Raw genomic sequence first — 14,661 nt, 5'->3', positions numbered from 1 at the left:
CGTAACTTATAAAGTATTTATTTAAAACAATTCGATTTAAGCATAATAGCTATGCAATAATTAAAAACGTGTTAATTGGCGGTAATAATTTAAAAATTAAGGTCAATATATATGACCTATTTTATGCTTTATATACATAAATCAGGGTATATTTTGCCAAAACTTAAATAATATTATGTCAGATAAAATGCTCAAATTTGTTAAAATAGGTCAACAAACTCCACCTAAAAGAGAAGTTGATACGAGAAAGAAAGATTTTAACGAGATTTATGACGAATATATCAATGAAAAAGCCAAAGAACAGTCGAGTAGGTGTTCGCAATGTGGAGTACCTTTTTGCCAAGTTCATTGTCCTTTAAGTAATAACATTCCAGATTGGCTTAAACTGACAGCAGAAGGAAGATTAAAAGAGGCGTATGAATTATCCCAAAGCACAAACAATATGCCTGAAGTGTGTGGCCGAATTTGCCCCCAAGATAGATTATGCGAGGGAAATTGTGTAATTGAACAGTCTGGTCATGGAACAGTAACTATTGGATCAGTAGAAAAATATATTACAGATAATGCTTGGGCTCAGGGCTGGGTAAAACCAATTAAGGTAAAGAATGAAAAAAATCAGAGCGTAGGAATTATAGGAGCAGGTCCTGCTGGTTTAGCTGCTGCAGAACAATTAAGAAAAAATGGGTATAAAATAACTGTCTACGATAGATATGATAGAGCAGGAGGATTATTAATTTATGGAATTCCAAATTTTAAATTAGAAAAAGAAGTTGTAGAGCGAAGAACAAAACTCTTAAAGGATGGAGGAATAGAATTTGTTCAAAATTTTGAGGTTGGCAAGGATGCAAGTCTAGACCAATTGAGAAAAAAACACGATGCAATTTTAATTGCTACAGGAGTTTATAAAGCAAGAGAAGTAAACTTACCTGGAAATGATCTTGATAATATTTTTCCTGCAATGGATTTTTTAACAGCATCTAATAAAAAAGGTCTAGGTGATGATGTTGACTTGTTTGATAAAGGAATTTTAAACGCAGAAGGTAAAGATGTTGTGGTAATCGGTGGAGGTGACACAGCAATGGATTGTGTGAGAACTTCTATAAGACAGAAGGCAAAATCTGTTAAATGTTTGTATAGAAGAGATAAAGAAAATATGCCAGGATCTGCGAGAGAAGTTGCAAATGCAGAAGAAGAAGGTGTTGAATTTGTTTGGTTATCAAGTCCTAAAGAATTTAAAGGTACAAATAAAGTAGAAAAAATAATTGTAGATCAAATTAAACTAGGTGATCCAGACGAGACAGGAAGAAGAAAGCCACAAGTACAAGAAGGCTCAAGTTACGAAACAAAAGCAGATATGGTTATCAAAGCACTAGGTTTTGATCCTGAGGATTTACCGAATTTATTTGATAGTAGTGAATTACAAGTAACAAAGTGGGGAACTATTAAAACAGATTTTGATACTATGGAAACAAATATAAAAGGGGTGTTTGCAGCTGGTGATATAGTTAGAGGAGCTTCATTAGTTGTTTGGGCGATAAAAGATGGAAGAGATGCAGCAGCTTCAATTAAAACTTATCTAGAGAGTAAATCTAAAGTAGAAAAAAGAGTGGCTTAATGAAAAATTATAAAAAGAACCTTCACCTTTTAAAAGAAAATAATGTTTATTCAGAAGATATGGAGCATGATGCTTGTGGTGTTGGTATAATTGCATCAACTGAAGGTAAAAAATCTCGTAGAGTTGTAGAGTATGGTATTGAAGCATTAAAAGCAGTTTGGCATAGAGGTGCTGTAGATGCTGATGGAAAAACTGGTGACGGAGCTGGAATTCATGTTGAAATACCAAAAGATTTCTTCATTGAAAAGATAGAAGTGACAGGACACACACATGACAATTCTGAAATATGTGTGGGCATGATATTTCTGCCTCGGAATGACTATGCAGCGCAAGAAAGTTGCAAAACTATTGTAGAAAGTGAATTAACAAAAAATGATTTTAGTATTTACGGTTGGAGACAAGTTCCAGTTAATCCAAAAGTTTTAGGAGAAAAGGCATTCCAAACAATGCCTGAAATTATTCAAGTATTGTTTAAACCTTATAATCCAGAATTAACAAATAAAGATTTAGAAAGAAAAATTTATGAAACTAGAAGGAAGATAGAAAATGAAGCTTTTAAAAAGTCTTTAAACAATTTTTATATTTGTTCATTGAGTTCTAAATCTATCATTTACAAAGGGATGTTTTTAGCTGAAGCTATCTCAGATTTCTACCTTGATTTAAAAGATGAGAGATTTGTTTCAAGGTTTGCTATTTTTCATCAAAGATTTTCAACAAATACAGCGCCTAGCTGGAATTTAGCTCAACCCTTTAGAGCTATAGCGCATAATGGAGAAATTAATACTTATAGAGGAAATAAAAATTGGATGAAAGTTCATGAACAAGAGATGAACAGTCCCCTTTTTGACGATGTTGAGAACTTAAAACCTGTTATACAACAGGGAGCATCAGACTCTGCTGCATTAGACAATGTTTTTGAATTATTAAATATATCTGGTCAGCCTGCACCTTTGGCTAAGCTTATGTTAGTTCCAGACGCATGGTCTAAAAAAAATAAAACTCTACCAAAAGATCACCAACAATTATTTAATTTTTTGAACAGTACAATGGAGCCATGGGATGGACCAGCTGCTATTGCTGGAACTGATAATGAGTGGGTTATAGCTGCAAATGATAGAAACGGATTAAGACCTTTAAGATACGCAATTACAAAAGACAAATTATTATTTGCAGGTTCTGAAACAGGAATGATTGAATTAAATGAAAAAAGAATTTTGTCAAAGGGAAGATTGGGTCCCGGGGAAATAATTGGAGTTAGAATAGAAAAAGGTAAAGTATTTACAAACAAGCAAATAAAAGATTATTTAGCCAAAGAGTATAAACACTTTAATTCACAAATTATCGACCTAGATGATAAGTTAACTATTTCAGATGAAAAAAATTTTTTTTCGGGAGATGATTTAAGAAGAAGGCAATATACTTTTGGAATAAGTCTAGAAGATCTTGAGCTCATACTGCATCCTATGGCAGAAGATGCTAAAGAAGCAACCGGATCTATGGGAGACGACACACCATTGGCTGTTTTATCAGATAGGTATAGACCGTTATACCATTTTTTTAGACAGAATTTTAGTCAAGTCACAAACCCACCAATAGACTCATTAAGAGAAAACAAGGTTATGAGTTTGAAAACAAGATTTGGAAATCTTGGAAATATTTTAAATTTTGATAATTTAACAAAGCAAAATATATATGTTTTAAATAGTCCAATATTATCAAATTCTCAGTTTGAAAAATTTATAAATTTTTTTGGCAATAATTCATCTATAATTGATTGTACTTTTTCTGAGGAAGAAACTTTATTTGACTCAATTAAAAAAATCCAAAAAGAAGCTGAAATTGCAGTAAGACAGGGAGTTACTCAATTAATTTTAAGTGATAAGGAGCTTTCTAGCTCAAAACTTCCAATACCAATGCTTTTAGCAGTTGGATCAATCAATTCATTCCTTATTGAAAAAAAACTAAGAGGATATGTATCAATAAATGTTCAATCTGGAGAGGCTTTAGATACACACTCTTTTGCAACTTTAATAGGAGTTGGAGCAACTACTGTAAATCCGTATTTAGCATTTGATAGTTTATTTCAGCGTCATGAAAAAAAATTATTTGGTCAATTTAGCTTTGATGAATGTGTAGAGAGATACATAAAATCAGTAAACGCAGGTTTATTAAAGATTATGTCTAAGATGGGTATTTCAGTTATAAGTTCTTATAGAGGTGGATGTAACTTTGAAACCGTAGGTTTAAGTAGAACAATTGTTGCAGATTATTTTCCAGGAGTTGTCTCTAAAATTTCAGGTATTGGACTTACGGGTATAGAGAAAAAAATTAGAGAAATTCATAAAGAGGCATTTGAAAGTTCTGAAACCATATTGCCAATAGGCGGTATATATAGATATCGTAAAAATGGTGAAACACATCAATATCAAGGAAAATTAATTCATTTACTCCAAAGTGCAGTAGGTTCTAATTCTTATGATGCCTATAAAAGATATGCGGATGGAATATACAGCTTACCACCTATTAATCTTAGAGACTTAATTGACTTCAGAGAAAAAAAATTAAGTGGACCAATAGATATTTCTGAGGTTGAGCCAATAGAAAATATTTTAAAAAGATTTGGAAGTGGGAGCATGTCTCATGGAGCTTTATCAAAGGAGGCGCATGAAACTTTGGCAACTGGTATGAATAGGATTAAAGGTGCTTCATGTAGTGGAGAGGGCGGTGAAGATGCAAGTAGATTTAAAGTTTTAGATAATGGTGACAGCGCAAACTCAAGAGTAAAACAAATAGCTTCTGCAAGATTCGGAGTTACAGTTAATTATCTTAATAATTGTAATGAGATAGAAATTAAAATTGCACAAGGTGCTAAGCCTGGTGAGGGAGGTCAGCTACCAGGATTTAAAGTTACAGAGGAGATTGCTAAACTTAGACATTCAACTCCTGGAGTTACTTTAATATCACCACCACCACATCATGATATTTATTCAATCGAAGATCTTGCACAACTAATTTATGATTTAAAACAGATAAATCCTAAAGCAAGAATTGGAGTTAAGCTTGTTGCTTCCTCTGGAGTAGGAACAATTGTAGCTGGTGTAGCTAAAGCAAAAGCAGATATAATATTAATTTCTGGACATAATGGCGGAACAGGAGCAACACCACAGACTAGTGTTAAGTATGTTGGAATACCATGGGAAATGGGTTTGACGGAAGCAAACCAAGTATTAACTTTAAATAATCTTAGACATAAAGTGACATTAAGAACAGACGGTGGAATTAAAACTGGAAGAGATGTGGTGATAGCTGCAATGATGGGTGCTGAAGAATATGGTGTTGCTACTACAGCATTAGTCGCAATGGGATGTATAATGGTAAGGCAGTGTCATTCAAATACATGTCCTGTAGGCGTTTGTACACAAGATGAAAAGCTCAGAGAAAAATTTACTGGAACTCCAGAAAAAGTAGTTAATTTGTTCTCATTTATAGCTACTGAAGTAAGAGAAATATTAGCAAATCTAGGTTTTAAATCATTAAATGATGTGATTGGTAGGACAGACTTGTTGAAACAAGTTAGTAAGGGTTCTCCAAATTTAGACGATTTAGATTTAAATCCTTTATTTGTTCAAGCTGATACTGGAAATAATCCAAGGTATTGTCAGGATCAAGAAATAAATAGTGTACCAGATACTCTTGACCAGGAAATTTGGCCAGAAATTGAAGAAGCTTTAAATAATTCTGAAAAAATTGAGAAAGAATATCAAATTAAAAATACTCATAGAGCAGTAGGAACAAGAATTTCTCATCATTTATATAAAAAATATGGTTATGAAAAACTTGATGAAAACTTTTTAGTCTTAAATTTCAAAGGATCAGCAGGTCAATCATTTGGTGCTTTCTCTTCAAAAGGGTTAAAACTTGTATTAAAGGGAGATGCTAATGATTATGTTGGCAAAGGTTTATCAGGAGCTACTATTTCAATAAAATTACCTGAAGAGAGTAATTTAGTTTCAAACGAGAATACAATTTTAGGAAATACTGTTCTTTACGGAGCTACTTCAGGAAAACTTTTTGCTGCTGGCCAAGCCGGTGAAAGATTTTCTGTAAGAAATTCTGGTGCAGTTACCGTAATTGAAGGATGCGATTCTAATGGATGTGAATATATGACTGGTGGAACTGTAGTAATTTTAGGAGATGTTGGTGATAATTTTGCAGCTGGTATGACAGGTGGAATGGCATTTATATATGACAAATCGCAACAGTTAGAAAAGAAAGTAAATCCTGAATCAGTAGTTTGGCAAAAAGTAGAAACAGATTATTGGAAAGAATATCTAAAAAGTTTAGTGAGTGAGCACTTTAAAGAAACTGAATCTCAATTATCGAAAAAAATAATTGAGAACTTTGATGATGAGGTAAATAATTTTGTTCAGGTGTGTCCTAAAGAAATGTTGGATAAATTAAAAAATCCAATTACTTTAAAAAAAGATATAAAAAAAGTAAGCTAAATTAATAATTGAAGCTCTTTTAAAATTATATTTAGCCATTTTTTATTTGATAAACTGTGATCACCTTTTTTTATAACATTTAATTTTTTCTTAGCTTTTGGAAATAATTTTAAAACTTTTCTAGAATATGAAACAGGAACTGCCTCATCTTTTTCACCATGTACCATTGTTACTTTAATATTTGAATTAATTTTCTTATTTAAGACTTTGTTTTTCCTTCCATCTTTTATTAATTGTAGAGTTATTGGATATTCATAATTGCCATGTTTTAATTGATAAATACCCTTACGTATTGTTTCCTCTTTCATTTTTTTAGTAAATTTTTTCCACATTAAATTTTCTAAAAATTCAGGAGCAGCCCCTATTCCTAAAAATCCTTTAATCTGTTTATTAAAAATTTTGAATTGATTGAGCGAAATCCATGCGCCCATACTTGAGCCAATTAGTATAAATTCTTTTTTTTTAACGTATTTTTTTATTAAAATTGATGTCTCTTTACTCCATTTTGAAATATTTCCATTTACAAATTTTCCAGAAGATTTTCCATGACCTGAGTATTCTAGTGCCAAAAAACTAATTTTATTTTTTTTAGCAAATTTCAAAAATGCATTTGGTTTTTTTCCTTCAAGATCTGACATAAAGCCATGCAAAAAAACTATAAAAGAACTATTCTTAAAAATTTTGGAAATATGTCTAATTTTCTGTGTATTCGATATTTGATGAAATCTGAAATTTGCCATAATCGTTTATAAGTTTTGTCTATTAATATATAATCATATCAAATGTCATCTGATTTAAAAGTTTTACAAGTAATTCCAAAATTAGGTTATGGAGGAGCTGAAACAGGCTGTTATGATATTGCGCATTATTTAACAGAAAATAATTGTAAATCATTTATTGTAACAAGTGGTGGTGAATTACTTAAATTTGTAGATAGAAAAAAAGTTAAAATATTTAGACTTCCGGTGCAAAGTAAAAATCCTTTACTAATTTTAATTAATGGTTTTATCTTAATTGGAATAATTTTGGTTTATAATATTTCTCTGGTTCACGCGAGAAGTAGAGCACCTGCTTGGTCATGTTTGTTAGCAACAAAAATCACAGGACGAAAATTTGTAACTACATTTCATGGAACATACAATTTTAAGAGTAATATAAAAAAAATTTATAATTCAGTAATGACTAGAGCAGATTTAATTATTGCAGGATCTAATTTTATTTTTTCTCATATTAAAAAAAATTATTCAAAATATTTAAATGAGAAAAAAAAATTAATGGTTATTTTTAGAGGAATAAATGTCGACTACTTTGATCCAACAACTAAAATTGAAATTGATGAGAAAAAATTATTAAAAAAATGGGAAATTGAAAAAGATAAAAAAATTATACTTTTACCTGGTAGATTAACCTCTTGGAAGGGACAGGAAGTTTTTATAGAGGCAATTAATTTAGTGAATATAGAATTGGGTTATGAAGCATTTTATGCAGTTATTTTAGGTAGTGATCAAGGTAGAGATTTATATAAGAAAAAATTAATAAGACTTTCGGAGCAATATAGATTGTCTAAACAAATAAGATTCATAGATCATTGTAAGGATATGGCCTTAGCCTATAAAGTTTCTGATATTATTGTTTCAGCCTCAACCGAACCAGAGGCTTTTGGCAGAGTTGCTGTTGAAGCACAATCAATGGAAAAACCAATTATAGCAAGTAACATTGGAGGTTCTAACGAAACGATAATTGATGAAAAAACTGGTTTTTTATACGAAGCAGGAAATGCTAAATCATTAAGTAATAAAATTTTAAAAACTCTTAAGATGGATGAAACTCTATTAAAATCAATTGGTAATGAGGGAAGAAAAAACATAGTTCAAAAATTTAATGTTGAAAAAATGTGCTTTTCTACTTATTCAGAGTATAAGAGATTATTAAATTAAATGCCGATAATAACATTACCTGACGGAAACAATATTGATTTTCCTAATAAAGTTACTGGACTGGAAGTAGCTGAAAAAATTAGTAAATCATTAGCTAAACAAGCCATGGTCATAAGTGTTGATGGTGAGCTTAAAGATCTTGATTTTCAAATTGAAAATGACTGTTCTGTAAAAATTTTTACTTCAAAAAATCCTGAGGGTTTGGAAACTATTAGGCATGACACAGCTCATATTTTAGCTATGGCTGTTCAAGAATTATTTCCTGGTACACAAGTTACAATTGGACCCGTGATTGAAAATGGATTTTATTATGACTTTGCTAGAAAAGAACCATTTACAGAGGATGATCTCGTTAAAATTGAAAATAAAATGAAAGAGATTGTAGATAGGAATGAAACAACAAAAAGAGAAGTTTGGGATAGAAACAAAGCAATTAGCCATTTTAAAAAAAAAGGAGAAATTTATAAAGCCGAGCTAATTGAAGCAATACCTGAAAATGAAGATGTATCAATTTATTTTCATGGAGAATGGCATGATTTATGTAGAGGACCACATCTTTCCTCCACAGGAAAAATAGGGAAATATTTTAAACTTACAAAAGTATCAGGAGCATATTGGAGAGGAGACTCTAATAATGAAATGTTGCAACGAATATATGGTACGAGTTGGGCAACTCAAAAAGATCTAGATGAATATTTGAAAAGAATAGAAGAAGCAGAAAAAAGAGATCACAGAAAATTAGGTAGAGAAATGGATTTATTTCATTTTAGGGAAGAAAGCCCTGGCTCAGTATTTTGGCATGAAAGAGGATGGGGCTTGTTTCAAAAGCTCATTAACTACATGAGAAGCAGACAAGATGCAGCTGGTTATAAAGAGGTCAATACTCCAGAGGTACTAGATAGACAGCTATGGGAAAAATCTGGGCATTGGGAAAAATATGGAGAAAACATGTATACTTCTGAAACACCAGATGAGAAAGTTTTTGCAATTAAACCAATGAATTGCCCTGGTCATATCCAGGTATTTAATCAAGGCTTAAAAAGTTACAGAGATCTTCCGTTACGTTTTGCTGAATTTGGAAAAGTTCATCGTTATGAGCCATCAGGTGCTTTACATGGGTTATTAAGAGTAAGAGCCTTTACTCAAGATGATGCCCATATTTTTTGCACTGAAGATCAAATTACTAGCGAATGTTTAATTGTTACAAATCTAATACTAGATATTTATAAGGACCTTGGTTTTGAAAATGTGATTCTAAAATATGCAGATAGGCCAGAAGTAAGAGTTGGTGATGATTTAGTTTGGGATAAAGCAGAAGCCTCTTTGCTTGAAGCCGTTAAAGCTTCTAAATTAGAATATACTATTAATAAAGGTGAGGGAGCATTTTATGGTCCTAAAATTGAATTTGTTTTACGAGATGCTATTGGCAGAGATTGGCAATGTGGAACTTTACAAGTAGATTTAAATTTACCTGGAAGATTAGATGCTTCTTATGTTGATAAAGATGGCACTAAAAAAGTTCCTGTTATGTTGCACCGAGCATTATTTGGTTCTCTAGAGAGATTTATTGGAATTTTAATTGAAAACTATGCAGGCAAGTTTCCATTTTGGATATCTCCTTTACAGACTATGGTAATACCTATTTCAGAAGAATTTAATGACTATGCAGTCGAAGTATCACATAAAATTAAAAATTCAGGCATAAGTTCTGCAGTAGATTTAAAAAATCATAATTTAAATTATAAAATTAGAGATCATTCTTTAGCAAAAATACCGCTTTTATTAATTTGTGGTAAAAAAGAAGTTGACTCCAATTCAGTAACGATTAGAAGATTAGACTCTAACAAACAAGAAAATATGGGTATAGATCAATTCTTAAAAACATTCTCTGCTTTAAATAAAGCATCATCGAACTAAGTGGCAGACTTCAAACAAAATTATTTTCAAAGAAGAACTAAGGACAGAGGTCCAAGATCTAATAATAGAATTTCTTCTCCTGATGTTCAGGTTATAGCAAGTGATGGAGAAAATCTTGGAGTGATGAATACCAATGAAGCTATTTCCATGGCAAAAAATCAAGGTTTAGATTTAATTGAAATAGCACATAACGCAAATCCTCCTGTATGTAAAATAATGGATATGGGTAAATATAAGTATGATGCTCAGAAAAAAGCTAATCTTGCAAAGAAAAAACAAAAAATTGTTTCTTTAAAAGAAATTAAAATGAGACCTGTTACTGAAACTCATGATTATGAGTTCAAAGTCAAAAATGCTAAAAAATTTATAGCTAAAGGAGATAAGGTCAAATTTACTATAAGATTTAAAGGTAGAGAGCTTCAACATTCCCATCTAGGAAATGAACTAATGGGCAAAATTAAAGAAGATATGAAGGATATAGGTAAGGTAGAATTGCATCCCAAGTTTGATGGGAAGCAAATGATCATGGTAATTCAGCCTTTATAAGCTTTAATAGAGGTTGTAAAATTATATCTTTCTTTGTATAAGTCCGCAGAATTATGCCAAAACTAAAAACAAAAAGCTCAGCAAAAAAAAGATTTAAAATATCCGCTAAGGGTAAAGTTATTTCTGCTCAAGCAGGTAAAAGACATGGCATGATCAAAAGAACGAATTCACAAATAAGAAAACTTAGAGGCACTACAACATTGTCTAAACAAGATGGAAAAATTGTTAAGTCATACATGCCTTACAGTTTAAGAGGTTAATAATGGCAAGAGTTAAAAGAGGTGTAACTAGTAAAGCTAAACATAAAAAAGTTTTAAAAGCTGTAAAGGGTCAATGGGGCAGAAGAAAAAATACCATTAGAGTTGCTAAGCAAGCTATGGAAAAATCCATGCAATACGCTTACAGAGACAGAAGAAATAAAAAAAGAGATTTTAAATCATTGTGGATACAGAGAATCAATGCTGGAGTAAGAGCTGAAGGCTTAACTTATTCGAAATTTATCAATGGATTAAATAAATGTGGTATTGCAATAGATAGAAAAATTCTTGCTGAAATTGCCTACGATAGCCCAGAAGCATTCAAAACAATTGTACAAAAAGCTCAATCAGCTTTAAATTAATCTTCGCTATTGTTTTTATTTCTTAAGGAAATAATCTACTAATATGTCAGAGATAAAAAATATTAGAGATCAGTTTATATCAAAGCTAGAAAATGATTTAAGCATTGATCAAATAAATGAAATCAAAACCGATCTATTTGGTAAAAATGGTTTAATTTCATCAAAATTTAAAACAATAGGGTCAATTCCAGACACTGATCGAAAAAAATTTGCATCAGATTTAAATCAAGTTAAGGATGAGCTTCAGAATTTGATAACTTCTAAAATTAATGAGATAGAAGGAAAAAAGATAAACGAAAAATTAGAAAAGGAAAAAGTTGATATAACTTTACCTGAAAGACCATTCGTTAGAGGAAAAGTTCATCCAGTATCACAAACTATTGATGAAATTTCATCTATTTTCTCTGAAATAGGATTTAGTGTTGAGGAAGGCCCTGATGTTGAAAATGAATATAACAACTTTACTGCTTTAAACACACCGGACAATCATCCAGCAAGAGATATGCATGACACATTTTACTTAGATGAAAACAAAGAAGTTTTGTTACGAACTCATACTTCACCAGTTCAAATTAGAACTATGCTTAAAGACAAACCTCCATTTAAGATCATTGCTCCTGGAAGAACTTATAGATCTGATAGTGATCAAACACACGCACCAATGTTTCATCAAGTAGAAGGTTTGCATATTGATACAAATATTAATATGGGACATTTAAAAGGATGCTTGAATTATTTTATTAAAGAATTTTTTGAAGTCGAAAAAATTAAAATGAGATTTAGACCTAGTCATTTTCCATTTACAGAACCATCTGCAGAAGTTGATATTGGTTATGAAATAAAAGATGGCAAAATAATTATCGGAGAAGGAGATAAGTGGCTTGAAATTTTAGGCTGTGGCATGGTGCATCCTAATGTTTTAAGAAATGTAAAAGTAGATCCTTCTAAATATCAAGGATATGCCTTTGGCATAGGTATAGACCGATTAGCAATGCTTAAATACGGCATTAATGATTTAAGAGCGTTTTTTGATTGTGATTACAGATGGCTAAATCATTTTGGTTTTGATCCGCTTGATGTCCCTTCAAATTACAGAGGTTTAAGCAGATGAAGATTACATATGATTGGTTAAAAGATCATTTAAAAATAAGTGCTAAAGAAGATAAACTTCTTGAGAAACTAACAGACATTGGTCTTGAGGTTGAGAGTATAGAAAATTTATCTGAAGGATTAGACTTATTTAGAGTAGCAAAAATCATTAAAACAGAAAAACACCCAAACGCAGATAGGCTTAAAGTTTGCGATGTTGATGTTGGTAATAATGAAATCAAAAAAGTTGTTTGTGGTGCTGCAAATGCAAGAGAGGGTCTTCTTACTGTGTATGCTCCACCAGGTGCAATAATCCCAAAAAATAAAACTAAACTTGTTGTTGCTAAAATTAGAGATGTTACATCTTATGGAATGCTTTGTTCTGAATCTGAATTGAATTTATCAGATGAAAGTGAAGGAATTACTGAATTATCATCTTCGAAATATGCAAAAAGTATTGGAAAAAGTTATTTTTCCAAACCAAGTTCTAATCTTATCGATTTATCAATTACACCAAATAGACCAGACTGTCTTGGTGTTCGAGGGATAGCGAGAGATCTATCAGCCGCAGGTTTTGGAAACTTAAAACCAGAAAAAGATAAAAAAATTAAATCTAATAAAAAACAGACCTTAAAAGTAAAAATAACAAAAGAAAAAAATCAAGGCTGTTTGTCTTTTGGCAGCTGCTTGATAACTAACGTCAAAAATACAGAAAGTCCTCAATGGTTGAAAGATAAACTAATTTCTATAGGCCAAAAACCTATATCTGCAATTGTAGATATTACAAATTATGTCATGATTGATATTAATCGTCCTTTGCATGCATACGATGCTGACAAAATTGATAAGGGAATAATTGTTAGAAATTCAAATTCAGGAGAAGAATTTACTGCTTTAGATAATAAAAATTATAAACTAGATGATGGAATGTGTGTAATTAGTGATAACAGAGGTGTCTTAGGCCTAGGGGGAATTATTGGAGGAACAAGATCTGGTACAGAGCTAGATACAAAAAATGTTTTATTAGAGTCGGCTTATTTTGATCCAAGATCAATCAGAAAAACTGCAAAAAAATTAAATATCGATACAGATGCTAAATTTAGATTTGAAAGAGGTATTGATCAGTTGTCTATTGAAGATGGATTAAATAAAGCAGCTTTTTTAATTAAGGAAATTTGTGGTGGTGAAATTAGTAAAATAGACATTCAAAAAATCGAGTCTTATAAAAACAAAATAATAAAATTTGAACCAAAAACATTTGAAAAAATTACTGGTTTTAAAATTTCAAACAAAGAAATGATAATCATTTTAGAAAAACTTGGTTTTAAATTAAAAAAAGAAAAAAAATTCTTTAAATTAACAGTTCCATCTTGGAGACCAGATATTGTTCAAGAAATTGATATTGTTGAGGAACTTGTAAGAATTAGTGGCTATGAAAAAATAAAAATAGAAAATCCTATTAAAGAAAGAATCAAAAATACTTTAAATCCAACTCAAAAGTTATTTCATTTTCTTCAAAGGGCAGTAGCATCTAAAGGGTATCTGGAGGCTATTACTTGGTCTTTTACAGATGCTAAATATAACGATCACTTTAAAGAGACCAATAAAGAAATAAAAATTGTAAATCCAATTAGCTCTGAATTAGGAGTATTAAGAAATTCTATTTTTTCAAATTTAGTAATGTATATGAGCAAAAACTTAGATAGAGGAATTAAAGATTTATCAATATTTGAAATAGGACCAATATTTTATGGTTCACAACCTGGAGAACAGAATACAATTGCATGTGGTTTGTCAGCTGGAAAAAAATCTAGACTTTCATGGATAGAACAAGAGAGAAATATAGATGTTTTTGATATTAAGAGAGATGTTATACAAACTTTAGTAGAAGCTGGCTATGATACAGAAAAATTTTATATTGATGATGAAAGCCCAAGTTATTATCATCCAGGAAAATCGGGTAGAGTATTTTTAAATAAAGGAAAAGATAAGGTAGCTGCTTATTTTGGCGAAATTCATCCAAAAATTATCAAAACGCTAGATATTAAAACAGAGTCTTTGGTAGGATTTGAAATATTTATAGATAATTTAAAATTGCCAAAAAAACCTTTAAAAGATCAAAAAACAAAATATTCAGTATCCGACTTTCAAAAATCAGAGAGAGATTTTGCATTTATTGTCGATAAAAAAATAAGTGTACAAGATTTAGTAAGTGTCATATCAAATATTGATAAAAATTTAATTTCAAACATTAAAGTATTTGATGTTTACGAAGGAGACAATATTCCTGAAAATCAAAAATCAGTTGCTATAAGCGTTACTATTCAATCATTGGAAAAAACATTAACGGATAATGATTTAGAAAAAACTAATAATTTGATTATTGAAACAGTTGAAAATAAAACTGGTGCTAAAATTCGTTCCTAAAATAAT

At 30.8% G+C, this 14,661-nt stretch carries 10 protein-coding genes; 9 read left to right on the top strand and 1 reads right to left on the bottom strand.

From position 1 onward, the window contains the following. Nucleotides 1–175 precede the first annotated feature (175 nt). Both ACTTBL_RS00190 and gltB read left to right on the top strand, forming a co-directional pair. The gene (locus ACTTBL_RS00190; RefSeq protein ID WP_440643085.1) at nt 176–1,615 is read left to right on the top strand and encodes an NAD(P)-dependent oxidoreductase; all 1,440 of its coding nucleotides are present in this window, start codon (nt 176–178) and stop codon (nt 1,613–1,615) included. Then, complete coding sequence (gene gltB / locus ACTTBL_RS00185; protein ID WP_440643084.1) at nt 1,615–6,120, top strand: glutamate synthase large subunit; 4,506 nt, start codon at nt 1,615–1,617, stop codon at nt 6,118–6,120. The genes ACTTBL_RS00190 and gltB overlap by 1 nt, the downstream gene beginning before the upstream one ends. On the opposite strand, the gene ACTTBL_RS00180 is transcribed toward gltB, so the two are convergent. Further along, the gene (locus ACTTBL_RS00180; protein WP_440643083.1) at nt 6,117–6,860 is read right to left on the bottom strand and encodes an alpha/beta hydrolase; all 744 of its coding nucleotides are present in this window, start codon (nt 6,858–6,860) and stop codon (nt 6,117–6,119) included. The two genes, gltB and ACTTBL_RS00180, sit on opposite strands and share 4 nt — an antisense overlap. 42 nt (nt 6,861–6,902) lie before the next feature. Here ACTTBL_RS00180 and ACTTBL_RS00175 point away from each other — a divergent pair, with 42 nt between their 5' ends. From ACTTBL_RS00175 to pheT, 7 genes are read left to right on the top strand one after another with little or no spacing between them, the layout of a single operon-like run. Next, nucleotides 6,903–8,057, top strand: a complete 1,155-nt coding sequence (locus ACTTBL_RS00175) for a glycosyltransferase family 4 protein (protein WP_440643082.1) — start codon at nt 6,903–6,905, stop codon at nt 8,055–8,057. Further along, a complete protein-coding gene (thrS, locus tag ACTTBL_RS00170; RefSeq protein ID WP_440643081.1) occupies nt 8,058–9,974 on the top strand; it encodes a threonine--tRNA ligase in 1,917 nt (638 codons plus the stop codon). After that, entirely contained in the window at nt 9,975–10,520 is a 546-nt protein-coding gene (infC, locus tag ACTTBL_RS00165; RefSeq protein ID WP_440643080.1) for a translation initiation factor IF-3, read from the top strand. Between the two features lie 53 nt (nt 10,521–10,573). Further along, nucleotides 10,574–10,780, top strand: coding sequence for a 50S ribosomal protein L35 (gene rpmI / locus ACTTBL_RS00160; protein ID WP_023854436.1), 207 nt, complete (start codon nt 10,574–10,576; stop codon nt 10,778–10,780). 2 nt (nt 10,781–10,782) lie between these two features. Further along, entirely contained in the window at nt 10,783–11,139 is a 357-nt protein-coding gene (rplT, locus tag ACTTBL_RS00155) for a 50S ribosomal protein L20 (RefSeq protein ID WP_023854435.1), read from the top strand. Nucleotides 11,140–11,182: 43 nt separating this feature from the next. Continuing rightward, complete coding sequence (gene pheS, locus ACTTBL_RS00150; protein WP_440643079.1) at nt 11,183–12,250, top strand: phenylalanine--tRNA ligase subunit alpha; 1,068 nt, start codon at nt 11,183–11,185, stop codon at nt 12,248–12,250. Further along, nucleotides 12,247–14,655 carry a phenylalanine--tRNA ligase subunit beta gene (gene pheT, locus ACTTBL_RS00145; protein WP_440643078.1) on the top strand — a complete coding sequence of 803 codons (2,409 nt, stop codon included), beginning with the start codon at nt 12,247–12,249 and terminating at the stop codon, nt 14,653–14,655. The genes pheS and pheT overlap by 4 nt, the downstream gene beginning before the upstream one ends. Nucleotides 14,656–14,661: the final 6 nt, after the last annotated feature.

This window comes from Candidatus Pelagibacter sp. HIMB123, assembly GCF_052048195.1.
In the GTDB taxonomy this organism is placed as follows: domain Bacteria; phylum Pseudomonadota; class Alphaproteobacteria; order Pelagibacterales; family Pelagibacteraceae; genus Pelagibacter.
The sequence above is the reverse complement of the archived record's forward strand: the minus strand, read 5'-3'. Positions and strand labels throughout refer to the sequence as shown.